A 23,422-nucleotide genomic window follows, 5' to 3' on the forward strand; every position below is an offset into this window, starting at 1 on the left:
TGGGCGGCCATATGACTGATGTGATGCGGGGCGCGGGGCGTACGACGCTGCTGGGCGAGGTCACCGAGGAGCTGCGTCGTCGCATCCTGTCCGGTGAGCTGGCGCAGGGAGAGCGGCTGGTCGAGGATCGGCTGGCTGCGCTGCTCGGCGTGTCGCGCAACCCCGTGCGCGAGTCCATCCGGGTGCTGGCGGCCGAGGGGTTCGTCGAGGTCGTCCCGCGGGTCGGCGCGACGGTCGCGCGGCTGACGGCCGAGGAGGGCGAGGAGCTCTTCGACGTGCGCATGGCGGTCGAGGGCCTGGCCGCCCGGCTGGCGGCGCGCAAACGCAGCCCCGAGGCCGTCGCGCGGCTGCGCCGGATCCTCGACGCGACCAGGCAGGCCGTGGAGGCCGGGCGACCGGCGGAGGTGGCCGAGCTCAACACCGCCTTCCACCTGGCCGTGGGCGAGGCGGCGGGCAACTCCTACCTCAACCTGATGATGAGGCCCATGGTGCTGCGGGCGCAGTGGGTCTTCAGCCAGACCGCCGCCGCCCGGGGGCCGCACTCCTGGACGGAACACCTGAGCCTGTGCGAGGCCATCGCGGCGGGCGACGAGGACGAGGCCCAGGCCAGGGCGGTCGCGCACGTCGCCGCCGCCCGCCGGTCGTTCCTCGCGGCCGTGCCCCGTACGGCGAACCAGCCGATCGACTAGACAGGCGGCAACCGGTACCCCGCAGCACGGGTGAGACGCACGGATTGTATACAGTCTCCTGAACCGTCCCCCGGAGGAGAGACCGTTGTTCACCACCAGACCCGAGCTGACGGGCGACTTCGGCATGGTCGCCAGCACCCACTGGCTGGCCTCGGCGGCCGGGATGGGCGTGCTGGAGCGCGGCGGCAACGCCTTCGACGCGGCGGTGACGGCCGGGTTCGTGCTCCAGGTCGCCGAACCGCACCTGAACGGCCCCGGCGGCGAGGTGCCGATCCTGCTGTGGAGCGAGGAGGAGCAGAAGGTCTCGGCGGTGTGCGGCCAGGGCGTGGCCCCCGCCGCCGCGACCGTCGAGCGCTTCGCCGCGATGGGGCTGGACGTCGTCCCCGGCACGGGTCTGCTGGCGGCGACGGTGCCGGGCGCGTTCGGCGGCTGGATGTTGCTGCTGGAGCGCTGGGGCACCTGGTCGCTGGCCGAGGTGCTGGCCCCGGCGATCCACTACGCCGAGCGCGGCGTGCCGGTGCTCGACCGGATCGCCGCCACGATCGGCACGGTCGAGGAGCTGTTCAGGCACGACTGGCCCACGTCGGCGGCCACCTGGCTGCCGGACGGCCGGGTGCCCGCGCCGGGTTCGAGGCTGGCCAACCCGGTGCTCGCGGCGACCTACCGCAGGCTGGTCGCCGAGGCCGAGGCCGCCTCGGCCACCCGCGAAGGTCAGCTCGCCGCCGCCCGGCATGCCTGGTACGAAGGTGTCGTCGCCGAGGCCGTCGCCGGTTTCAGCACCGGCACCGCCTGGCGGGACAGCTCGGGCGAGGTCCACGGCGGCCTGCTCACCGGGGACGACCTGGCCCGCTGGTCCGCCACGGTCGAGGAGCCGGTGAGCTTCGACTACCGCGGGCACACCGTGTACAAGACGGGACCTTGGGGGCAGGGACCGGTCTTCCTGCAGCAGCTCGCCCTGCTGTCCGGGTTCGACCTCGACGCCGCCGGCTTTCTGGACGCCGACTACGTGCACGTGGTGACCGAGGCGGCCAAGCTCGCCTTCGCCGACCGCGAAGCCTGGTACGGCGACGCGGACGTCCCCATGGCGGACCTGCTGAGCGCGGCGTACAACGAAGAGCGGCGGCGGCTGATCGGGACCGAGGCCAGCCTGGAGCTGCGGCCGGGCGCGCCCGGCGGCCGGGAGCCGCGGCTGCCGGTCCTCCCGCCCGGCACGGCGGCCCTCTCCCCCGCGATTCCTGCGCCCGTTCGTCCGGGCATCGGCGAGCCGACGGTCGCCCGCCACGACGCACCGCCGACCGGCCGCCCGCGCACTCTGACCGGCGCCGGTGAGCAGACGGTGACGCCGGACGGCGCGGTGCGGGGCGACACCTGTCACGTGGACGTCGTGGACCGGTTCGGGAACATGGTCTCGGCCACGCCCAGCGGCGGCTGGCTGCAGAGCTCCCCCACGATCCCCAAGCTCGGCTTCTGCCTGGGCACCAGGGCGCAGATGTTCTGGCTGCAGGAGGGGCTGCCCGCCTCGCTGCGGCCCGGCGCGCGCCCGCGCACCACGCTGTCGCCGTCGTTCGCCACCCGGGACGGCAGGCCGTGGCTGGCGTTCGGCACGCCGGGCGGCGACCAGCAGGACCAGTGGAGTGTCAACTTCTTCCTGGCCGTCGTGCACGGGCGGCTGAACCTCCAGGAGGCGATCGAGGCGCCCATGTTCCATTCCGCGCACTTCCCCAGCTCGTTCTTCCCGCGTGGCTCGCGTCCCGGGGTGTTGCATGTCGAGGAGCGGCTCGACGCGGGGGTGGTGGCCGAGCTGCGGCGGCGCGGGCACGAGGTCGAGGTCGAGGGCCCGTGGTCGCTCGGCAGGCTCAGCGCGGTGGCCCGCGACGGCGCCTTCCTGCGTGCCGCCGCCAATCCCCGCGGCGCCCAGGGCTACGCGGCGGGCCGATGACCGGCAACCGCACCTCCCGCCTGAAGGCGAGGACGACCCCCGACCGCACGCCCCGACCCGCGGCGGGGACCACCACCGATCGCGCGTCGCGGCTGGGGGTGGGGTGGTGACGGTTGGGGAGCTGGTTTTTCTGGTGGGGGCCGGGTTGCTGGCGGGGGCGGTCAACGCTCTGGCCGGGGGCGGCACGCTGATCTCCTTCCCGGCGCTGGTGGCGTTCGGCTACCCGGGCGTCACCGCGTCGGTGACCAACGCGGTGGCCCTGTGGCCCGGCTACCTGGGCGGCGTCGTCGGCTACCGCGCCGAGCTGCGCGGGCAGCGGCGCAGGGTGACGGCGCTGTCGGCCGCCACCGTGGCGGGCTCCGTGGCGGGCTGTTCGCTGCTGCTGCTCACGCCGGGCCGGCTCTTCGACTCGCTGGTGCCGTGGCTGGTGACCTTCGCCAGCCTCGCGCTGCTGGCCCAGCCGTGGCTCAAGGACCGCTTCGGCGGCGCGGCCGGGCAGCCTCCGAGCAGGCTGGTGTACGCCGGGGTGTTCCTGGGCGGCTGCTACGGCGCCTACTTCAACGGCGGGATGGGCGTGCTGCTGCTGGCCGTGCTCGGCATGTTCCTGCACGACGACCTGCACCGGGTCAACGCCGTACGGGCCGCGTTGTCGCTGGTCGTCAGTACGGTGTCGGTGGTGGCGTTCGCGCTGTTCGGCCCGGTGGAGTGGCAGGCCGTGGCCGTGGTGGCGCCGGCCAGCCTGGCGGGTGGCTTCCTCGGCACCCGCGTGGCCCGGCTCATGCCGCCGAACGTGCTGCGCGGCGTCGTCGTGACCTTCGGCCTCGGCGTGGCGGCGGTGCTCGCGCTGCGGTGAAGCTGCGTCGAACGGGCGGTTCAGGCGACGGTGGCCTCGATCAGGTCATCGACCACGTCGGTCAGGTCGTTGCCCCGGGCGTGCACGCGCCGCTGGCGCACCGCCCCGGAGCCCTTGCTCAGCAGCCGTTCCAGGCCCTCTTCGATGAAGGTCAGGTCGCCGGCCTCGGCCAGCGCGGCGCTCACGTGGCCGAACAGGCGGCGGGCCATCACCGTGGCGGGCACGAGCGTTCCGTGCCGCACGTCGAGGCTGTCGCCGACCAGGCCGTCCCGGGCGGCCCGCCAGTAGGCGGCCCGCAGCACCTCCGACGGGATCGGCAGCCCGCGGTCGCCGCGCGCCACCTCCCGCAACGCGGTCACGACCAGGGCCCGGATCAGGCCGATGATCGTCAGGCTGTCGCTCACGTCGAGCGGCACGTCGGCCACCCTGATCTCGACCGTCGGCAGCCTCGGCGACGGACGGGTGTCCCAGAAGACCGTCTTGGGGTCCATCAGCGCGCCCGACTCCGACAGCGCACGCAGCGCCAGTTCGTAGTCGCCGAACGTCGGGAAGTACGGCGGCGCCCCGGACACCGGCCACCGCCCCCAGCTGATCACCCGCCAGGACGCGTAGCCGGTGTCGCGGCCCACGAAGAACGGCGAGTTGGCGGCCAGCGCGATCAGCGTCGGCAGCCAGGGTCTGAGATGGTTGCCGACGTAGACGGCGATCTCCTCGTCCGGTACGTCGACGTGCACGTGCAGCGCGCAGATGCTGATCTCGTCCTGCAACGCCCGGTAGAGCTCCTTGCCCTGCTGATAGCGGTGGTCGTCGGTGAGCGGCGGCGGCATGACGTTGCCGAGCACCGGGATGCCGCTGGCCACGACCGCCAGGCCGCAGGACCGGGCCGCCTCGGACACCTCCTTCCGTGCTGCCCGGAGCTGGGAGCCCAGCTCACTGAGGTCGGCGGAGGGCGGCGTACGGGCCTCCACCTGGAAACGGGTGATCTCGTGGGCCACGTCGAGCATGTCCGTCGCGGCGGCCAGGACCTCGGCCGCCCGGGGGGACACGTGGCGGGTGCGGGGATCGACGACGAGGTATTCCTCTTCGATCCCGATCAACGGAACCATGCACACCTCGCTGGGGGAGTCCGAAGAGCCTCCGCCACAGGTTGTGCCCGTGCCGCCGCCGGGGGAAAACCTGGCTAGAAGGGGGCAGGACCGTACAGGGCGGCAGGGGCGCCGGTGGACATGGCCCAGTAGCGGTCGCCGTACGACCAGTGCCACCACTCGGTCGGGTAGTTGACCAGGCCCACGGGCTCCAGGGCGGCGGCCAGGATCTCGCGGTGGGCGCGGGCCTGCGCCGGGATACCGGCGGCGGCCGTGTAGCAGGCGCCGCCGCTCTCCTCGGGGTTGTCGTTGACCTGGGTGCCCATGTCGTACTCGGTGCCGTCGGGGGCGCACAGGGTCAGGTCGACGGCGGCGCCGGCAGTGTGGGGGGCGACCTCAACAGGGGAGACATACCGACTGGCCGCAATAAAGGACTCGTCAGGCGACATGTCGGGATAAGTGGTGAGGAGCTCCTCGCGATACCCCTCGAAAATACGCCGCTGCGTGGCGATGGGCCGGTATCCCTCGACGATCAGCAGGTGGAAGCCGTCGGGCAACGAGCTCTCGGCCCGCTCCAGCCGGTCGAGCAGCCCCGCGCGCAGGTGCGCGTACGCGCCGTCGGCGTCGGCCAGCCGCGTGTCGACCCGCAGCCGCCCGCGCACGTCGGCCAGCGGCTCACCGCACTCCCGGACGGGAACCGCCGAGACGCGCGGGTCGGAGATGAGGACTACGTCGGTGTCGAGCTGCCACATGGGCAGAAATTCTCACACAGTGTCGGAGAAAACCTGCTCCCGGGCCTGCTCCAGGGCCGCGACCATGGCCCCGCGCAGCACCGCGTTGCCGGTCACCCTGGTGGTGACCACGGTCGGCTGGCTCGGGCACACGCGGGCCACGGCCTCCTCGACCTTGGCGGCCAGCCGCTCGCCGCCGGCCCGGCCGACGTCGCCGCTGAGCACGATCAGCCCGGGGTCGAGCACGACGGCCACGGCCGCCGCGCCCACGGCCAGGCGGCCCGCCACCTCGTCCAGGTAGTCCTCGTCGCCGTTGCGGACCAGGTCGGGCACGGTGTAGCCGATCACGCCGTGCTCGCCGGCCAGGCCGCGCAGGGCGTCGTGGCCCACCAGGCGCTGGAACGAGCCCGACTGCGGCTGCGAGACGTCGGACGGCAGCGGCTCGCCCGGCACCGGCAGCCAGCCGATCTCGCCCGCGCCGCCGGTGATCCCCCGGTGCAGCCGGCCGCCGAGCATGACGCCCAGGCCCTGGCCGACGCCGGCCCAGATGACCACGAAGTCGTCGTGGCCGACGGCGGCGCCGTAGCGGCTCTCGGCCAGGGCGACCAGGTTGACGTCGTTCTCTATCGTCACCGAGCCGCCGAGGGTCTGGCGCAGGCTGGCCAGCACGCCGACGTGCCAGTCGGGCAGGTCGTAGGACCAGCGCACGTCGCCGCTGCGGGGATCGACGACGCCCCGGGTGCCGATGACGAACGAGCGGAGCTGGGAGAGCTCGACGCTGGCCGTGGCGCAGGCCCGCTGGACGGCCGAGTGGACCGCCTTCACCGGATCGCGGGCGTCGGACGGGTTGACCGTCACCTCGACAACGATTTTACCTGTGATGTCCGCCACACCGACAGTGAGGCTGTCGGGCAGCACCTCCAGCCCGGCGACGTACGCGCTCGACGGAACCACCGCGTACAGGGCGGCGTGCGGGCCGCGGCCGCCGGCGCGCTCGCCCGCGACCTCCACCAGGCCCCGTTCTTCGAGTCGAGCGAGCAGCTGACCTGCGGTTACCTTGGATAGCCCCGTTCGCTCCCCCAGTTCGGCGCGGGTCAGCGGACCGTCCGCGAGGAGGAGTTCAAGTGCCGAGCGGTCGTTCAACCTGCGCAGCAACCGGGGGATCCCCGGGCTTCGACTCATTACCGCACCCCTCTCGTCACGAATGGCTAACGAGCGTTTCTTTTAAGAAAGTTTCTTGTTAGTTTAACAGCGTCGTTCGGCATTTGACGATCAGCCTGGTGCGGACCGTAGGCCAGCACCCGGGAAGGGAGAACCCTGTGAGGATCGCGAAGATCACAGCCACTACGGTCACCACGGCCGCCCTGGCCCTGGGCCTGGCCGCCTGTGGGTCAAGCGAGGAGCCGAAGCCGTCGTCCAGCGCGGCCGCCCCCGCTTCCAGTGGCCCGAAGTTCGCGGGCAAGACGCTCAGCGTGTGGCGTCTCGGCGACAGCAACCCTGCCGCCGCCAAGTACATGGAAGAGCTCAACGCCGAGTTCAAGAAGCAGACCGGCGCCGAGGTCAAGCTTGAGTGGATCCCGTGGCCGCAGGTGGCGGACAAGTTCGCCGCCGCCGCGACCGGCACCGGCCCGGACGTGACCGAGATCGGCAACGACCAGGTCCCGATGTGGCAGAGCCAGGACGCGCTCACCCCCATCACCGACATCGCGCGTGAGGGCGACCGGGCCCAGATCCCCGAGAACCTCTACGGCTACGAGACGGTCGACGGCGAGATCTACGGCATCCCGTGGGGCGCCGGCGCCCGCGCGGTGCTCTACCGCAAGGACTGGTTCGCCGACCTGAAGATCGAGGTTCCCAAGACCTGGGACGAGCTCGTCGCCGCGGCCAAGAAGATCCAGAAGGAGAAGGGCGCCGGCGTCGACGGCTTCGCCTTCAACGGCGGCTCCGACGCCAACCACCTGCTGGCCGCGTTCGCCTGGTCCGAGGGCGGCGAGTTCGCCGTCAAGGAGGGCGACAAGTGGGTCGGCAAGCTGACCGACCCCGGCTTCCAGAAGGGCTTCGAGACCTACACCGGCCTGGTCACCGGCGGCCTGTCCAGCAAGGCGAACCTGACGCTGAACACCGTCGACATCCGCAAGCGCTTCGCCAACAACAAGGTGGCGATGTACCTCACCGCCGGCTGGGACCTGCCCGGCATCGAGGAGGACTCGAAGGGCAAGCTGAAGGGCGACAAGCTCGGCTTCTTCCCGCTGCCCGCCAAGACCGGCGGCCTGGCCCCGTCCTTCTTCGGCGGCAACGACATCGCGCTGTGGGGCGGCACCAAGGAGGCCGACCTCGGCAAGGAGTACCTCAAGCTCGCCACCAGCAAGACCTGGGCCGACCGCTACGCCAAGGAAGGCGGCCTGCTGCCGGTCTACCCCGACACCCTGGCGGCGCTGAACGAGGACCCGGCGCAGGGCCCGTTCGCCCAGGCCTTCGCCAAGGCCAAGGCGTTCCCGGCCGACCCGAACTGGGCCGAGGCCGACGCCACCAAGGCCGTGCTGCAGAACGCGGCGCGCGCCGTCATCGAGGGCAAGAAGGACACCACCACGGCTCTCGCTGACGCCAACAAGGAACTCGAAGAGATCCTGAACCAGTAACGATGGCGAACACGACTACGGTCACCCGGGGCAGGGGCTCGTCCCCCGCCCCGGGGCGCCGCCGTAAGAAGGGCGGCGGGCCCGTCAAGGCCACCGGGATGCCCACGTGGAGCATCCCGTACGTGCTGCTCATCCCCGGTCTGCTGGTCATCGCGGGACTGCTGCTGTACCCGATGTTCCAGCTCGGCGTGATGGCCTTCCAGAAGGTCGGGCTCGCGCAGATCAGGGGGAGCAAGCCGGCCGAATGGGTGGGCCTGGACAACTTCAACAAGGTCCTCTCCAACGACATCTTCTGGTCGGCTCTGCGCAACACCGTGGTGTTCGCCTTCGTCGCCGTCAGCCTCACGTTGATCGTGGGCACCGCGGTCGGCGTGCTGCTGAACAAGCTCGGCAAGAAGATGTCCCTGTTCGTGGTCATCGGGTGCATGTTCGCCTGGGCCGTGCCGCCGGTCGCGCAGGGCGTCATCTGGCGCTCGCTCTTCGACGCCGAGTCCGGCATCGTGAACTGGCTGCTCAACCTGCTGCCCGACTGGCTGGCCGCGCCGCCCGCCGGCCAGCAGGACTGGAGCGGCACCCCGTGGCTCAACGACACCTTCCCGCTCTACGTCGCGCTGATCGTGTGCGTGGTGTGGGCCGGGTTCCCGTTCATCGCGGTCTCGGTGCTGGCGGGGCTCAAGGGCATCCCGTCCGAGCTGTACGAGGCGGCCAAGGTCGACGGCTCGGGGGCGTGGCGGACGTTCAGGAAGATCACCCTGCCGCTGCTCAAGCCGGTCTTCGCCGTCCTGACGATCCTGTCGATCATCTGGGACTTCAAGGTCTTCAGCCAGCTCTACGTGCTGATGAACGGCCCGACCAACCGCGACGGTTTCAACCTGTCGATGTACGCGGTCGCGGAGGCGTTCAAGCCCCCGCAGAAGCTGGGCACGGGCGCGGCGATCTCCATCGTGCTGACGATCATCCTGCTCATCATCACCGTCGCGTACGTCCGGCAGATCGTGAAGCAGGAGGAGATGTGAACGCGCTGGCCCGCAAGAAGCTCGGGAAGATCCTCCTGAACACGGCCGGTGTGCTGGTCTTCCTCTACGCGGTCTTCCCCGTCTACTGGATGGTCTCCACCGGCTTCAAGGAGAACGACCAGATCTTCACGACGGAGTTCATCCCGTTCCCGACGCACTTCACCTTCGACCACTTCGCGCGGGTGCTGACCGAGGGCGTGGCGAACAACTCCATCTGGCTCTACATGCGCAACAGCGCGATCGTGGCGCTCGGCACCGTGCTCATCGGCTCGGTCTTCGCGCTGCTGTCGGCCACGGCCATCGCCCGCTTCCGCTTCAAGGGGCGTGGCACGTTCCTGGTCATCCTGCTGATCGTGCAGATGTTGCCGGCCGAGGGCCTGCTCATCCCGCTGTACATGATGGTCAAGCGGGTCGGCCTCGGTGACCAGCTCATCGGGCTGATCATCACCCAGGTCGCGCTGACGCTGCCGTTCGGCATCTGGATGTTGCGCACGTTCGTGGCCGCGGTGCCGCGGACGCTGGAGGAGGCGGCCTGGATCGACGGCGCGAGCCGCCTGACCACGTTCTGGAAGGTGCTGTTCCCGCTGGTCGCGCCGGGGTTGGTGGCCACGAGCATCTTCTCGTTCATCACCGCCTGGAACGATCTGGTGTTCGCCCTCTACCTGATGTCGGGTTCCGAGGGCTACACGATGCCGGTCGCCCTGCAGTACTTCTTCGGCCAGAAGGGCGTCGACTGGGGCGCGATCATGGCCGGTTCCACCCTGATGACCCTTCCGGTGGTCGTCTTCTTCCTGCTGGTACAACGCCGCATGGTCGCCGGTCTCACCGCCGGGGCCGTGAAGGGGTAACAGGCACTGATCCTCGTACGGCTCGGCTGGTCCGGGCCGTACCCGATCGTGCCTTCATTCAAGTGATGAGGAGCCATGAGTCAGAGTGATCGGGGGCTGCGTCGCCTCGCGGCCGGCACGCTGCTCGTCGCCTTCCAGGGCACCACGGCGCCCGACTGGGTGCTGCGTGAGCTGGACAACGGCCTGGGCGGCGTGACGCTCTTCGGGTTCAACGTCGCCGGTCCCGACCAGGTCAGGTCGCTCACCACGACGTTGCGCGCCTCGGCCGAGCCCGTCATCTCGCTCGACGAGGAGGGCGGGGACGTCACCAGGCTGGCCTACCACGTCGGCAGCCCGTACCCGGGGAACGCGGCGCTGGGGGCGGTCGACGACGTGGACCTGACCTGCCGGGTCTACGCGGCGATCGGGTCCGAGCTGGCCGCGTGCGGCATCAACGTGGACCTCGCGCCGAGCGCGGACGTCAACACCGAGGCCGACAACCCGGTGATCGGGACCAGGTCCTTCGGCGCCGACCCGGCGCTGGTGGCCAGGCACACGGTCGCGGCGGTCAACGGGCTGCAGTCGGTGAACGTGGCCGCCTGCGTCAAGCACTTCCCCGGCCACGGCGCCACCCGGGTGGACTCCCACCTGGCCGTGCCCGTCGTGGACGTCGGCCTGGACGTGCTGCGCGCCCGCGAGCTCGCGCCGTTCCGGGCGGCCATCGAGGCCGGCGCCAAGACCGTGATGACCGCCCACGTGGCGGTTCCGGTGGTGACCGGGGACACTCCGGCCACCCTGTCACCCGCCGCTCTGACCGGGCTCCTCAGGGGCGAGCTCGGCTACGACGGCGTGGTGATCACGGACGCGCTGGACATGCACGCGATCACCAAGAGCGTCGGGCTGGCCAACGGCGCCGTGCTCACGCTCGCGGCCGGGGCGGACCTGATCTGCCTCGGCCCGATCCCCGGCGAGGACGACGTCCAGCGGGTCATCGGGGAGATCGTGGCCGCGGTGACCGAGGGACGCCTGCCGGCCGCCAGGCTGGAGGAGGCGGCCGACCGCGTGGGGGCGCTGCGGGCCTGGTTCGGCACGCCCGAGGTGATCGCGGCCGAGCAGAACGGGGTCGGCCTGCACGCCGCCCGCCGCGCCGTGCGGCTGACCGGCGAGACGGAACCTCTGGTGGAACCCCTGGTGATCGAGGTGGACACCCCGCCCACGATCGCCGTGGGGAACGTGCCATGGGGGGTCGGCCCGTGGCTGCCGGACGCCGAGATCGTCCGCGTCGAGCCCGCGGCCGCCGACGTCCCCGCCCTGCTGGCCAAGGCCGCGAACCGGTCGCTGGTCATCGTGGTGAAGGACGCCCACCGCTACCAGGCGAGCCAGGAACTGGTCTCCGCTCTGGTGGCGGCCCGCCAGGACGCGACGGTGATCGAGATGGGCCTGCCCGTCTGGCGGCCCGACAGCGCCGCCTACATCGCCACGTACGGGGCGGCCAGGGCCAACGCCCAGGCCGCCGTGGAACTGATCACCGCCTGAGGCGAACAGCCCGGGCCCGCCGGATCAGGGCGTGAGGAGCTCTTCGCGCGCCTGGTCCAGGGCGGCCAGCACCGCGCCGCGCAGCACCGGGTTGGCGTGGGCGACCGCCGTGGTGACCACCTGCGGCCGCACCGGGCAGATCCGCGCCACGGCCTCCTCCACCCTGGAGGTCAGCGCGGATCCCCCGGCGTGGCCCACCTCCCCGGCCAGCACGACCAGCCCCGGGTCGAGGATCACGCAGACCGCCGCCACGCCCAGCGCCAGCCGGTGGGCGATCTCGTCGAGCATCGGCTCACCGCGGGACCCGGCCGCCACCGCGACCTCGACGCACTCGCCGGCGCTCTCGGCCGTGAAACCGTAGCCGCGGGCCAGCTCGGCCACCGCCTCGGCGCTCACCAGCGACTGCAGGCCGCCCGCCAGCGACGGCAGCCGGCCCGGCTTGGTGCGGATGTCCTCCGGCAGCGGCACGCCGGGCACCGGCAGATAGCCGATCTCCCCCGCGCTGCCCGAACGCCCCCGGTGGAGCTTGCCGCCCAGCATGACGGCCATGCCGAGGCCCCGGCTCGCCCACACCAGCACGAAGTCGTCGACGCCCTTGGCCGCGCCGTCGGCGTACTCGGCGATGGCGGCCAGGTTCACGTCGTTCTCGATCGTCACCTCGCGCCGCAGGTCGCCGGCGAGCGCCTCGTGGATGCCCTCGTGCCAGCCCGGCAGGTCGAAGGAGAAGCGCACGTCGCCGCTGCGCGGATCGACCACGCCCGGGGTGCCGATCACCACGCCGCGCAGCTTGGCCAGGCTGACCTTCGCGCTGCGGCACGCCTTGACGATCGCGCCGTGCACGGCGGCCACCGGGTCGTCGTGGCCGCCGGGATCGACGGTGACCTCGGCGATGGTGCGGCCGTGGATGTCGGCGACGGCGGTGGAGATGAGCTCGGGCCCGACCTCCAGACCGGCCACGTACGCGCTGGAGGGGATGACCGAGTAGAGCGCCGCGTTCGGCCCCCTGCCGCCCGCCTGCGCGCCCACCACCTCGACCAGGCCGCGCTCCTCCAGCCGCGCGAGCGTCTGGGAGGCGGTGACCTTGGACAGACCGGTCAGGTCGCCGATCTGCCCCCTCGTCATGGGGCCGGTGGCCAGCAACAGCTCCAGTGCGGCCCGATCGTTGATCTCCCGGAGAAGTCTGGGCACACCAGGACGACGCTCCACGCTGATTCCCACCGTCAATTCGAAAAGGTTGTTGGAAGTTTAGCGTCCCAGCTCTTGCATATCATCGGAGCCGAACACGAGGATGCCTCATGACAATCCCCCGCGGCCCGGCGATCATGCTCGCGCTGGGCCTCGTGCTGCTGCTGGACGTGTTGAGAGTCTTCCTCCCGTCGTTGATCACCCTGTTCGGCCGGGCGGGCGAGACGCCGCCGGAGCTGATGGGCCTCTACGCCGCCGCCTGGTTCATCCTGCCTTTCCTGGCGCTGTTAGCCAAGCCGCGCCACGCTCTGCTCGGCGGCGCCGCGGCGCTGGTCCTCACCAGGATCCTGCTGCAGGCGGGCGTGAGCCAGCTCTACGTCGCCTCCGCCGGCGTCACCGCGGGCCTGGTGTTCCTGTACGGCTGCGCCCACACCGTCCCGCGCCGGGCGGTCCCGGTCGGCGTCATGGGCGGACTGAGCCTGTCGCTGGTCGTCCACCTGCTGCTGGACGGCGTGGACCTGGTCTGGCGCGACGGCCTGGTCCCGTGGCTGGCGGTGCTCTGCGTCTGCGCCGCCTTCCTGAGCCTCCTCCGCCCGCCGGTCGCCGAGGTGGACCGCGCGCCCGCGCTGACGTGGTTCCTGCTCGGCCCGGCGATGCTGCTGACCGGCGTCGCCGCCACGGGCTGGGCCAAGCCGGAACAGAGCCCGACCGACCTGTGGCAGATGCTGGTGGGCACCGGCCTGCTCGCCGCCGTCCTGGTCATGGCCGTTGTGCAGGCCGCCCGCCCGCCGCTGTCGCCGGTCTTCGATCTCATGATCGGCGTCCTGCTGGTGGCCTTCACGGTGCTCTTCACCCTGTCGGCGCCCTACGTCGCCGTGCTGCTGATCGGCTGGCTCGGCGCCCTGCTCGCCGGAACCGCGCGGCCCGACTATCCCGCCGGGCGACGTCCTGGCGTGGCCGTGCTCGGGGGCGGGCTGGTCTTCTTCGTCGGGCTGTTCGTCTACTACGCGGCCTATGACATGAACCTCGGCTTCCCCAACGGCCAGATCCTCGTGGCGGTGGCGGTGCTGGTGGCCGCCCTCAGCGTGATCACGGCTCTGGTCCGGCACTCGCCGCCGCCAGCCGGGCCGGTCCGCCTCAGCTGGCTGCCGCCGGCGGTCGCCGTGCTGCTGGTGGGGCTCGTCACGCTCGGGACGCCGTCCGCGCCGCCCGTACGGGCCAAGCAGGGCGACACCTTCACCCTGATCGCCTACAACATCCGCATGGGCTACGGCCTGGACGGCCGCCTGTCGCTCGACAAGATCGGCGCGTGGGCCGCCGCCCAGAAGCCCGACGTCGTGCTGCTCAGCGAGGTGGACCGCGGCTGGCTGCTCAACGGCGGCCACGACGACCTGGCCAGGATCGCCCGCCGCCTCGGCATGCGCTACCACTTCGCGCCCGCCGCCGACCAGGTGTGGGGCGACGCGCTGCTCACCAACCTCCCGGTCAAGCAGGTGCACTCCCACCCGCTGGGCTCCCACGACTACCCGACGGGGGCGCAGGCCCAGACGGTCGTCCTGGAGGTCGGCGGCAGGGAGGTGGGCATCGTCAACACCCATCTGCAGGCTCCCGAGGGCCAGGCGCCCGAGGTCGCCGCGATCGCCCGCGCCCTGGCCGCCGGCCGGGACGCCGACGAGGCCGGGCACAGCGCGGCCGGAGCCGGGGAGCAGGTGAGGCGACCGGTGGTCCTGGCCGGCGACCTCAACACGCGGCCCATCGATCCGGCCATGGAGGTGCTGAAGGCGGCCGGGCTGAGCGACCCGCTGACCGCGTTCGGGGACCCGCCGACCTCGCCCGCCGACGACCCCAAGGAGCGCATCGACCACGTGCTGCTCACCAAGGGATTGACCGCGGTTTCTGCGCAGGCGCCGCGGTTGCCGTATTCGGATCACCTGCCCGTTCTGACGACCTTGCGCCTAACCAGTGTTGACCAGGAGGGATAATCGAGAACATGCGCCTTTCCGCTCGTGTCGACTACGCCCTCCGTGCCGCCGCTGAACTCGCCGCAGCCGGCGCGGGTCCGACTACCGTGGGTGAGCTCGCCAAGGAACAGGACATGCCTCCCAAATACCTGGAGAACATCCTGCTCCAGATGCGCCGTGCCGGCCTGGTGCGCGGCCAGCGGGGCCCCGAGGGCGGCTACGTGCTGGCCCGGCCCGCCGCGAACATCTCGCTCGCCGACGTGATCAGGGCCGTCGACGGGCCGCTGGCCAACGTGCGGGGCGAGCGTCCCGAGCACGTCGGCTACCGGGGTCCGGCCGAGTCGTTGCAGCAGGTGTGGATCGCGTTGCGCGCCACCGAGCGGGCCATCCTGGAGGAGGTCACGCTCGAACAGGTCGCCTCGGGCAGCCTTCCCGAGCGCGTCCGCCAGCTCGCCGCCGACCCCGCCGCCTGGGACTGACGCCTCCCGGCCGGGCCTGGCGGCGGGCGCCCTCGGGCCCATGGCCGCCGTCCCGGCCGGGAGACGGGTACCTAGACTGGAGGGATGCCCGAGGGAGACGCCGTCTACCGCACCGCGGCACGCCTGCGCGGCGCGCTCGACGGCCGCGTGCTGACCAGGTCGGACTTCCGCGTCCCGCGGCACGCCACCGCGGACCTGAGAGGCCGTGCGGTGCTCACCACCGTCTCCAGGGGCAAACATCTGCTGACCCGGGTCGAAGGCGGCCTGACCGTGCACACCCACCTGCGCATGGACGGAAGCTGGCGGGTCATGCCCGCGGGCCGGCGCACGGCCGGCGGCGACCAGGTGCGGCTGATCCTGGCCAACGAGGAGTGGCAGGCGGTGGGGATCAAGCTCGGCATGGTCGACCTGGTCACGACCGCCGACGAGAAGCGCCTGGTGGGGCACCTGGGGCCGGACCTGCTGGGCGCGGACTGGGATCCGGGCGAGGCCGTGCGAAGGCTACGAGCGGCACCGGACAGGACGATCGGCGAAGCGCTGCTCGATCAGCGCAACCTGGCGGGGATCGGCACGATCTATCGCGCCGAGACCCTGTTCCTGCGCGGGATCTGGCCGTGGCGGAAGGTCGGGGAGATCGAGGATCTCGAAGGGCTCGTCACGCTGGCCCACCGGCTGCTGGAGGCCAACAAGGGACATGGCGGCACGGTGACCACAGGTGATCGCCGCCCGGCGAACCAGACCTGGGTCTACGGCAGGGCAGGGAGACCCTGTCGCCGATGCGGCACGCGCATCAGCCGCGGGGAGATGGGGGCACAGCCACAGGAAAGGCTGATCCTGTGGTGTGGTGGCTGCCAGCCGCGTTAGGCCGCCACCATGTCCTTGACCTCGGGGAAGACAGTGTCGCCGATCGAACCGGGAACCGTCTCGGCAAGGGGCAGGCGCTCGTGCTCGGGCATGTCGGCCAGAACAGGCGCGGCCTGCAGCTCCGCCAGCGCGAACTGGTCGGAAACCTCACGCAACACCTGCGAGAGCGGCACACCGAGGGCACCGCAAATGGACGCGAGCAGCTCGGACGAGGCTTCCTTCTGGCCACGCTCGACCTCGGAAAGGTAACCGAGCGAGACACGCGCCAGCGTGGACACCTCGCGTAGCGTGCGCCCCTGACGCACCCGCAACCGCCTCAGCACGTCACCGAGCAGCTGACGCAGCAGAATCATCTGTCGCTCCCTCCCCGGCGTGGATGTCTTCACCACGCCCCGCGCGATCGGATCGTGCCGCACATTGGTCTTCTTGGCTTCGTACATACTCCTCGCCGTCATCATGGGGCGTCGCCTCCCCGGGTCTGCCGCTCGTGCCTGGTCGCGCGACTCATCAGGCCCGCCTGCCGGGCGCTCGGTGCTTGCAGTTGGCTCACGGACCTCACTCACAGCTCCACCGTACCCGTATCCACCGACACCGCGTCAGACCGTGCTTCGCATGTTCGCTCGGGACGTAACACGGTAATCATCCGGAATGTTCCCCTTTGTTGGCCTTCAGCACACCTGCGAGGAGATCGACTGCCTCGTGCACCGTCCTTACCCGGATACGTTCGCGCGACCCCTCAAGGCTCAACGCACGCACCAGGTTCTCCCCGCCCGGGCCGTGGACCGCGGCGTACACCAGGCCCACGGGCTTTCCGTCCTGGGGTTCTGGGCCGGCCACACCCGTCACGGCCAGCCCGTACGCCGCCCCGCACACCCGGGCGACCCCTTCGGCCATCGCCGCGGCCACCTCGGGATGCACGGCCCCCTCGCGGCTCAGCAGCTCGCCGGGCACGCCCAGCAGATCGCGCTTGAGAGCGGTGGCGTAGGAGATCACCCCGCCCCGGAACGCCTTGGACGCCCCAGGGACCGACGTGAACGCGGCCCCGATGAGCCCGCCGGTCAGCGACTCGGCCACCGCCACGGTGGCGTCCTGCCGCACCAGGAGGGCCACGACCTCGGCCACGTCCGCCATCGCTCAGATCACTCCCCACGCGCCCGTCTGGCCACCTGGCGCAGCTTGACCGCCCGTACGAGATAGTCGACGCCCGTCGCGACGGTCACGACCAGGGCCGCGCCCATCACCACCCATCGCAGCGGGTCGGGCACCCCCGGCAGGATGTAGAGCACGATGGCGGCGATCTGCAGCACGGTCTTGACCTTGCCGCCGTAGCTGGCCGGGATGACCGCGTGCCGCAGCAGGACCAGCCGGAGCAGGGTGATGCCCAGCTCGCGGCCCAGGATCACGATCGTGACCCACCACGGCAGCTCGTCGAGGATCGACAGGCACACCAGCGCCGCCCCGGTGAGCGCCTTGTCGGCGATCGGGTCGGCGATCTTGCCGAAATCGGTGATCAGCCCGTAGCGGCGGGCCAGCTCGCCGTCGAGATGGTCGGTGATCGAGGCGACCCCGAACACCCCCAGGGCGGCCAGCCGCCAGCCGGTGCCGGGCAGGAACAGGCATGCGACGAAGAAGGGGACGAGCGCCAACCGGAGGACCGTGAGGACGTTGGCGATGTTCCACGGGCTCACCACGCGGCGCTCGTCCCTGGTCATGGACTGGCCTTGATGCGCGCGATCAGGTCAACCCCCTCGGCGTCGACCACGACCGCGCGCACGATCTGTCCCTTGACCAGGCCGATGCCCTGGACCGTCACCGAGCCGTCGACCTCCGGGCCCTGGTGGGCGGCCCGGCCCTCGTAGCCGCCGTCTCCCAGGTCGTCGTCGATGAGCACGTCGACCTCCGTGCCGATGCGCTCCTCCGCGCGTTGGGCGGTCAGTTCCTCCGCCAGCTCGGTGAGCACGCGCACGCGCTCGTCGATGACCTCCTGGTCGAGCTTGCCCGGCAGGTTGGCAGCCTCCGTGCCGTCTTCGTCGGAGTAGCCGAACACGCCGATCACGTCGAGCCTGGCCTGCTCCAGGAAGCCGACCAGCTCGCCGAACTCCTCCTCGGTCTCGCCAGGGAAGCCCACGATGAAGTTGGAGCGCACGCCCGCCTCGGGAGCGCCCTTGCGCACGCTCTCCAGGAGGCCGAGGAAACGCTCGGGGTCGCCGAAGCGGCGCATCCGGCGCAGGACGCCGCCGCTGGCGTGCTGGAAGGACAGGTCGAAGTAGTCGGCCACGCCCTCGGTGGCGGTGATGACGTCGATCAGCCCCGGCCGCAGCTCGGCGGGCTGCAGGTAGCTGACCCGCACCCGGTCGATGCCCGGCACGGCGGCCAGCTGCGGCAGCAGCTTCTCCAGCGCCCGCAGGTCGCCCAGGTCCTTGCCGTAGGAGGTGGAGTTCTCCGAGACCAGGACGAGCTCGCGCACGCCGCGATGAGCCAGCCAGTCGGCCTCGGCGAGCAGCTCGTCGGGGTTGCGCGAGACGTAGGCCCCGCGGAAGGCCGGGATGGCGCAGAACGTGCAGCGCCGGTCGCAGCCGGAGGCCAGCTTGAGCGAGGCGACCGGGCTCTCGTCGAGGCGTTTGCGCAGCACGCGCGGGCCGCTGGCGGGCGCGAGCCCGTCGGGCAGCTCGCCGTGGCCCGGGATGCCGGTCTTGGGCGCGCTGCCGCGCTCGACCGGCGAGATGGGCAGCAGCGTGCGGCGGTCGCGCGGCGTGTGCGGCTTGAGCGGACGCCCGGCCAGCACGTCGTCGAGCCGGCCGCCGATCTCGGTGTAGTCGTCGAAGGAGATGACGGCGCTCGCCTCGGGCAGTGCCTCGGCCAGCTCGTTGCCGTAGCGCTCGGCCATGCAACCCGCGGCCACCACCTTCGCCCCGGAGTCGGCGGCGGCGAGCAGCGTGTCGATGGAGTCTTTCTTGGCCGAGTCAATGAAGCCACACGTGTTGACGACGACGACGTCGGGGTCGTCGTCGCCCAGCTGCCAGCCGGCAGCCTCTAGTCGCGCGGCCAGCTCCTCGGAGTCGACCTCGTTGCGCGCGCAGCCCAGGGTGATCAGCGATGCGGTTCGGCGGGATGACATGGTGAACACTACGGTATCGGGAGTTGGCCACCACCTGATGCACGGCCTCCCCGCCGGACTACCGCGGAGGCGACGCGTCGAGGCCGAACGAGCGGGTCACCATCTCGCCCCGGCCCCCGAGTTTGTCCACCTTCTTGCCGTTGACCTGCAAGGACACCGCTCCGGCGTCACCGAGGAGCAGGCTGACCTTCTCGGCGGCCCGCCAGGTCGAGCTGTCTCCGGCCTTCAACATCCCGGCGAAGAGCATCCGGCCCTGACCGTCGCGCACGTTCACGTACGACGTACGCCTGGCCTCGATCTTCAGGGTGACCATGCCTTTGCCCGCTTTGCCCTTGCCCGCCGCGGCCCTGGGCCCCTCGGTGATGGGCGTGTTCGGCGGCACGCTGGGCTTGGGCGTGATGGCGTGCACGTCGGCGGTGCGCACCTGGTCGCTCGCGCCGCCGAGCACGCGCACCGTGCCGAACACCACCACGACGGCCAGCGCCACGCCGAGCGCCATCGTCCAGTTGGGCCCCCGGCGTTCGCGCAGGGCGAGCGTGCGGTCGGCCTGGAACACGGCGGCGGCGCGGACGGGCTGCGGCGCCCCGCCGTGTTGCTGGTCGAACAGGTGGACCGTGGCCTCGGGATCGAGCCCGACGACCTTGGCTATGGCCTTGACGTGACCGCGGGCGTAGAACCCGCCCCCGCACTGTTCGTAGTCTTCCTGCTCGATCCGGTTGATGATCGTTTCTCTGATCCGGGTCGCCGCGCTGACCTGCGCGACCGTCAATCCCGCCGCCTGCCTGGCCGCTGCCAGCATGGCCCCGATGCTCTGTTCCTGCACAGCGAACGCCTCCCCACCACGACAGTGCGTAGTGGTTCATATTCAATCAGTTATCGCCGTGGAACCGTGCATTGGGGTCATTCGCCACGCAGGTCGGCCAGCAGGCCGGGCAGATCGTCCGGTTTCACCAGCACTTCTCGGGCCTTGGAGCCTTCGCTGGGGCCCACCACGTTGCGGCTCTCCAGCAGGTCCATCAGCCGTCCGGCCTTGGCGAAGCCGACCCGCAGCTTGCGCTGCAACATCGAGGTCGAGCCGAACTGGGTGGTCACGATCAGCTCGGCGGCCTGGATCAGCAGGTCGAGGTCGTCGCCGATCTCCTCGTCGATCTCCCGCTTGACCGGCGCGGCGGCCACGTCGTCGCGGTACTCGACCTGCATCTGCTCCTTGCAGTGCGTGACGATCTCGGCGATCTCCTTCTCCGAGACGAACGCGTTCTGGATCCGGATGGGCTTGCTCGCGCCCATCGGCAGGAACAGCGCGTCACCCTGGCCGACCAGCTTGTCGGCGCCCGGCTGGTCGAGGATGACCCGCGAGTCGGTCAGCGACGACACCGCGAAGGCCAGCCTGGACGGCACGTTGGCCTTGATCAGGCCGGTGACGACGTCGACCGAGGGCCGCTGGGTGGCGATCACCAGGTGGATGCCGGCCGCGCGGGCGAGCTGCGTGATGCGCACGATCGAGTCCTCGACGTCGCGCGGGGCCACCATCATGAGGTCGGCCAGCTCGTCCACGATCACCAGCAGGTACGGGTAGGGCTGGTAGACCCGCTCGCTGCCCGGCGGCGGCACGAGCTTGCCCGCGCGCACGGCCTTGTTGAACTCGTCGACGTGCCGGAACCCGCTGGCGGCCAGGTCGTCGTAGCGGCGGTCCATCTCGCCCACGACCCATTCCAGGGCCTCCGCGGCCTTCTTCGGGTTGGTGATGATGGGCGTGATGAGGTGCGGGATGCCCTCGTAGACGCTGAGCTCGACGCGCTTGGGGTCGACCAGCACCATGCGCACCTCGTCGGGGGTGGAGCGCATGAGGATGCTGGTGATGAGGCCGTTGACGCAGACCGACTTGCCGGCGCCGGTCGCGCCCGCGATGAGCAGGTGGGGCATCTTGGCGAGGTTGGCGACGATGGTCCGTCCCTCGACGTCCTTGCCCAGGCCCACGATCATCGGGTGGTGGTCGGCCTGGGCCACCTGGGAGCGCAGCACGTCGCCGAGCGCGACCAGGTCCTTGTCGGCGTTGGGGATCTCGACGCCGATCGCCGACTTGCCGGGGATGGGAGACAGGATCCGGACGTCGGCCGACTTGACGGCGTAGGCGATGTTCTTGGTGAGGGCGGTGACCTTCTCCACCTTGACCGCCGGGCCCAGCTCGATCTCGTAGCGGGTGACCGTCGGGCCGCGGGTGAAGCCGATCACCTGCGCGTCGATGGAGAACTGCTCCAGCACGCTGGTCAGCGCGTTGACCACGGTCGTGTTGGCCTTGGTCTGCGGCTTGGGCGCGGTGCCTGGCTTGAGGAACTGCAGGTCGGGCAGGCTGTACGGCCCCGCCTGCGGCGACAGCACGAGCTGCTCGACCTTGCGCGGCGCGGGCGTGGGCTCCGGCGGCTCCGGCCTGCGCTCGGGCACGGACGGCTCCTCGTCCGCGGGCCCGTCGACGAGCCCCGGCACGATCTCCGGCGAGTGGTCGGCCAGCTTGTCCTTCTCGGCGATGACCGGGGTGTCGTACGGCTTGACCGTCTCGGCGCCCTCGCCTTCCGCCTTCTTGGACCGCGGCCGGCGCTTGGCGGGCTCGCGCGGCGCGAGCGGCTCGGCGTGCCGCTCGAACAACATGTGCCGCAGCTCCGACAGCCGCTCGGGGATGCGGTGGACGGGCGTGGCGGTGATCACCAGCACGCCGAACCCGGACAGGAGCAGCAGCAGCGGGATCGTGATCCAGGACGGCAGGATGCTCATCGGCGGCGCCGACACGATGAACCCGATCATGCCGCCGGCGGCCGACACCTTGTCCATGCCCTGCCCCTGGCCCGCCGGGTAGGGGGTGTCGTTGGCCACGTGGATGACGCCGAGCACGCCGACCATGAGCGCGCTCCACCCGATGACCATGCGGCCGGTGTCGGCGTTCTGGTCGGGGTGGCGCAGGTAGCGCCAGGCCAGCAGGCCGAGCAGCAGCGGCAGCGCCCAGGCCAGCGAGCCGAACACGGCGTGCACGACGGTGTTCACGACGCCGGAGACCGTGCCCTCGGGGTTGCGCCAGGTCATCGAGGCCAGCACGATCGCGCCGGCCAGCACCGACAGGCCCACGCCGTCGCGCCGGTGTGCGGGGTCGAGCTCGCGGGCGTTCTTGCCGAGCGCGCGGGCGGTGCTGCCGATGCCGTTGGCGAGCAGCATCCACAGCCCGACGATCAGCTTGCCGATCATCGTGAAGACCCAGCTGATCGGGTCGGGATGGGTCACGGAGGACTTGCGGCCGGAGCTCGCGGCCTTCGCCCTCGGTCGCCCCGCCGCCGTGGCCGGCCGCTTCGCGGGGGTCGATCGAGGCGAGGTCGACCGCTTCGCCGGCCCCTTCGATGCGCTTTTCGGCGTACGGGTGGCCATGATGCCAAAGGTACGTCGGAGACGGCGTCGCACGCGCGGAGACGCGCCGTGCGCCCGAAATGTCCTACTGTATTCATATAGATGGCTGATCACGTTCAGTGGCGTCGTGCGTCGTCCGCCGTCATGACGTACCCGCTGATCCATCTCACCGACGTCCACGTCGTGCCCGAGGGGCCGCTGTACGGCTCGGCGGCCTCGTACCGGCTGCCGGCGGAGGCGGTCGGGGAGGCCGCGCGGGCGCTGCCGCTGCAGGCGTTCGCCCGCGTGGACCTCGGCCCCTCAGGGGCGCTCGCCACGCTCGTGCCGCTGCCGGCCGCGCCGCCGGTCCACGGGCCGGACACCGAGGTCCTGCTCAGTCATATCGGGTGACGAACGAGATCATGTCGCCGCGGCAGCGCCGCTCGACGTGACACAGGGGCTGCCCGTCGTGCGTGAGCAGCCCCTCCCGCACCAGCACCGCCTCGCCCGCCTGCATCTCCAGCATGCTCTGGTCGTGCAGGTCGGCGGGCTCGGCCGAGATGGCGTGCCAGGCGTAGCGGTAGGCGTGCCCGGCGGCCTCCAGCGCGGCGAGCACGCCCGCCCTGGCGTCGAGGCGCAGCCCGGCCAGCTCGGGGGCCAGGCGGTAGCGGCTGAGCACGCAGGGCCGCTCGGCGTTGCGGAGCAGGGTGGTGATCTCGTGCACGACGCCGCCGGGCAGCCGCAGGTGACCGGCCGCCACCGGATGCGCCGCCTCCGCGCGCTCCACGACCCGCTCGCCGCCGCCGAACACGCCCGCCATGCCCGCGATGTCCGAAGGGCGGTGCCGACGCGTCTCGGGGTCGACGGAGACCTCGATCCGGCGCGGCGCCCGCCTGACGAAGCTCCCGAGCCCCTGCCGGGTCTCGACCAGGCCGGCCTTGCGCAGCTCCACCATCGCCTGGCGGGCGGTCAGCCGGTGGACGCCGTAGCGCTCGGCCAGCGCGTCCTCGGTCGGCAGGCGCTCGCCCGGCGCCAGCTCGCCCGATTCGATGGACCTGCCGAGGGCTTGGGCGATCTCCCGGTAGCGGGCTTGTCGTGGCACGTGAACACCTTAAAGGCGCCGCGGGGTTC

General features: G+C 71.4%; 22 protein-coding genes. 11 read left to right on the forward strand and 11 right to left on the reverse strand.

What is annotated here, in order from left to right:
• Window positions 1–11: 11 nt before the first annotated feature.
• The 3 genes from ACIBQ6_RS24230 to ACIBQ6_RS24240 all read left to right on the forward strand — a co-directional run bounded on the left by ACIBQ6_RS24230 (window position 12) and on the right by ACIBQ6_RS24240 (window position 3,481).
• Window positions 12–689, forward strand: coding sequence for a GntR family transcriptional regulator (locus ACIBQ6_RS24230; protein WP_397214598.1), 678 nt, complete (start codon window positions 12–14; stop codon window positions 687–689).
• Window positions 690–813: 124 nt separating this feature from the next.
• Entirely contained in the window at window positions 814–2,628 is a 1,815-nt protein-coding gene (locus ACIBQ6_RS24235; RefSeq protein ID WP_397214816.1) for a gamma-glutamyltransferase family protein, read from the forward strand.
• A gap of 106 nt (window positions 2,629–2,734) precedes the next feature.
• On the forward strand, window positions 2,735–3,481 hold the full coding sequence (locus ACIBQ6_RS24240) for a sulfite exporter TauE/SafE family protein (protein ID WP_358291893.1): 747 nt from the start codon (window positions 2,735–2,737) through the stop codon (window positions 3,479–3,481).
• Between the two features lie 20 nt (window positions 3,482–3,501).
• Here ACIBQ6_RS24240 and ACIBQ6_RS24245 read toward each other — a convergent pair whose 3' ends face one another.
• The 3 genes from ACIBQ6_RS24245 to ACIBQ6_RS24255 form a co-directional block, all read right to left on the reverse strand.
• Window positions 3,502–4,587, reverse strand: coding sequence for a glutamate--cysteine ligase (locus ACIBQ6_RS24245; protein WP_358291891.1), 1,086 nt, complete (start codon window positions 4,585–4,587; stop codon window positions 3,502–3,504).
• Between the two features lie 74 nt (window positions 4,588–4,661).
• Complete coding sequence (locus ACIBQ6_RS24250) at window positions 4,662–5,318, reverse strand: M15 family metallopeptidase (RefSeq protein WP_397214600.1); 657 nt, start codon at window positions 5,316–5,318, stop codon at window positions 4,662–4,664.
• Between the two features lie 12 nt (window positions 5,319–5,330).
• Window positions 5,331–6,479 carry an ROK family transcriptional regulator gene (locus tag ACIBQ6_RS24255; protein WP_358291887.1) on the reverse strand — a complete coding sequence of 383 codons (1,149 nt, stop codon included), beginning with the start codon at window positions 6,477–6,479 and terminating at the stop codon, window positions 5,331–5,333.
• 137 nt (window positions 6,480–6,616) lie between these two features.
• Here ACIBQ6_RS24255 and ACIBQ6_RS24260 point away from each other — a divergent pair, with 137 nt between their 5' ends.
• The 4 genes from ACIBQ6_RS24260 (at window position 6,617) to ACIBQ6_RS24275 (ending at window position 11,315) form a co-directional block, all read left to right on the forward strand.
• Window positions 6,617–7,936 carry an extracellular solute-binding protein gene (locus ACIBQ6_RS24260; protein ID WP_358291885.1) on the forward strand — a complete coding sequence of 440 codons (1,320 nt, stop codon included), beginning with the start codon at window positions 6,617–6,619 and terminating at the stop codon, window positions 7,934–7,936.
• Window positions 7,937–7,938: 2 nt separating this feature from the next.
• On the forward strand, window positions 7,939–8,952 hold the full coding sequence (locus ACIBQ6_RS24265) for a carbohydrate ABC transporter permease (protein WP_397214603.1): 1,014 nt from the start codon (window positions 7,939–7,941) through the stop codon (window positions 8,950–8,952).
• Window positions 8,949–9,800 (forward strand): carbohydrate ABC transporter permease, encoded by an 852-nt coding sequence (locus tag ACIBQ6_RS24270; RefSeq protein ID WP_352352381.1) that lies wholly within the window; start codon window positions 8,949–8,951, stop codon window positions 9,798–9,800. The genes ACIBQ6_RS24265 and ACIBQ6_RS24270 overlap by 4 nt, the downstream gene beginning before the upstream one ends.
• A gap of 75 nt (window positions 9,801–9,875) precedes the next feature.
• Window positions 9,876–11,315 (forward strand): glycoside hydrolase family 3 protein, encoded by a 1,440-nt coding sequence (locus ACIBQ6_RS24275; RefSeq protein ID WP_397214605.1) that lies wholly within the window; start codon window positions 9,876–9,878, stop codon window positions 11,313–11,315.
• Between the two features lie 24 nt (window positions 11,316–11,339).
• On the opposite strand, the gene ACIBQ6_RS24280 is transcribed toward ACIBQ6_RS24275, so the two are convergent.
• Window positions 11,340–12,521, reverse strand: coding sequence for an ROK family transcriptional regulator (locus tag ACIBQ6_RS24280; protein WP_352352797.1), 1,182 nt, complete (start codon window positions 12,519–12,521; stop codon window positions 11,340–11,342).
• Between the two features lie 89 nt (window positions 12,522–12,610).
• Between ACIBQ6_RS24280 and ACIBQ6_RS24285 the strand changes: the two genes are divergently transcribed.
• The 3 genes from ACIBQ6_RS24285 to ACIBQ6_RS24295 all read left to right on the forward strand — a co-directional run bounded on the left by ACIBQ6_RS24285 (window position 12,611) and on the right by ACIBQ6_RS24295 (window position 15,804).
• Window positions 12,611–14,482, forward strand: coding sequence for an endonuclease/exonuclease/phosphatase family protein (locus ACIBQ6_RS24285; protein ID WP_397214607.1), 1,872 nt, complete (start codon window positions 12,611–12,613; stop codon window positions 14,480–14,482).
• An 8-nt stretch (window positions 14,483–14,490) separates the two neighbouring features.
• Entirely contained in the window at window positions 14,491–14,940 is a 450-nt protein-coding gene (locus ACIBQ6_RS24290; protein ID WP_358291879.1) for an Rrf2 family transcriptional regulator, read from the forward strand.
• An 84-nt stretch (window positions 14,941–15,024) separates the two neighbouring features.
• Window positions 15,025–15,804 carry a DNA-formamidopyrimidine glycosylase family protein gene (locus ACIBQ6_RS24295; RefSeq protein ID WP_397214609.1) on the forward strand — a complete coding sequence of 260 codons (780 nt, stop codon included), beginning with the start codon at window positions 15,025–15,027 and terminating at the stop codon, window positions 15,802–15,804.
• Here the strand turns inward: ACIBQ6_RS24295 and ACIBQ6_RS24300 are convergent.
• From ACIBQ6_RS24300 to ACIBQ6_RS24325, 6 genes are all read right to left on the reverse strand, one after another.
• On the reverse strand, window positions 15,801–16,157 hold the full coding sequence (locus ACIBQ6_RS24300) for a helix-turn-helix transcriptional regulator (RefSeq protein ID WP_352323171.1): 357 nt from the start codon (window positions 16,155–16,157) through the stop codon (window positions 15,801–15,803). The genes ACIBQ6_RS24295 and ACIBQ6_RS24300 overlap by 4 nt on opposite strands.
• Before the next feature lie 286 nt (window positions 16,158–16,443).
• Window positions 16,444–16,935 carry a CinA family protein gene (locus ACIBQ6_RS24305; protein WP_397214611.1) on the reverse strand — a complete coding sequence of 164 codons (492 nt, stop codon included), beginning with the start codon at window positions 16,933–16,935 and terminating at the stop codon, window positions 16,444–16,446.
• 8 nt (window positions 16,936–16,943) lie between these two features.
• The gene (pgsA, locus tag ACIBQ6_RS24310) at window positions 16,944–17,516 is read right to left on the reverse strand and encodes a CDP-diacylglycerol--glycerol-3-phosphate 3-phosphatidyltransferase (protein WP_357985696.1); all 573 of its coding nucleotides are present in this window, start codon (window positions 17,514–17,516) and stop codon (window positions 16,944–16,946) included.
• Complete coding sequence (gene rimO / locus ACIBQ6_RS24315) at window positions 17,513–18,922, reverse strand: 30S ribosomal protein S12 methylthiotransferase RimO (RefSeq protein WP_352323163.1); 1,410 nt, start codon at window positions 18,920–18,922, stop codon at window positions 17,513–17,515. The genes pgsA and rimO overlap by 4 nt, the downstream gene beginning before the upstream one ends.
• Window positions 18,923–18,980: 58 nt before the next feature.
• Entirely contained in the window at window positions 18,981–19,745 is a 765-nt protein-coding gene (locus ACIBQ6_RS24320) for a helix-turn-helix domain-containing protein (protein WP_358291873.1), read from the reverse strand.
• A gap of 77 nt (window positions 19,746–19,822) precedes the next feature.
• Window positions 19,823–22,333, reverse strand: coding sequence for a DNA translocase FtsK (locus ACIBQ6_RS24325; RefSeq protein ID WP_397214613.1), 2,511 nt, complete (start codon window positions 22,331–22,333; stop codon window positions 19,823–19,825).
• Between the two features lie 81 nt (window positions 22,334–22,414).
• On the opposite strand from ACIBQ6_RS24325, the gene ACIBQ6_RS24330 reads away from it, so the two are divergent.
• Window positions 22,415–22,702, forward strand: a complete 288-nt coding sequence (locus ACIBQ6_RS24330) for a hypothetical protein (protein ID WP_397214615.1) — start codon at window positions 22,415–22,417, stop codon at window positions 22,700–22,702.
• Here the strand turns inward: ACIBQ6_RS24330 and ACIBQ6_RS24335 are convergent.
• On the reverse strand, window positions 22,686–23,393 hold the full coding sequence (locus ACIBQ6_RS24335) for a GntR family transcriptional regulator (RefSeq protein WP_358291867.1): 708 nt from the start codon (window positions 23,391–23,393) through the stop codon (window positions 22,686–22,688). The two genes, ACIBQ6_RS24330 and ACIBQ6_RS24335, sit on opposite strands and share 17 nt — an antisense overlap.
• Window positions 23,394–23,422 lie beyond the last annotated feature (29 nt).

Origin of the sequence: Nonomuraea sp. NPDC049655, assembly GCF_044465465.1 — a bacterium.
Taxonomy (GTDB): domain Bacteria; phylum Actinomycetota; class Actinomycetes; order Streptosporangiales; family Streptosporangiaceae; genus Nonomuraea.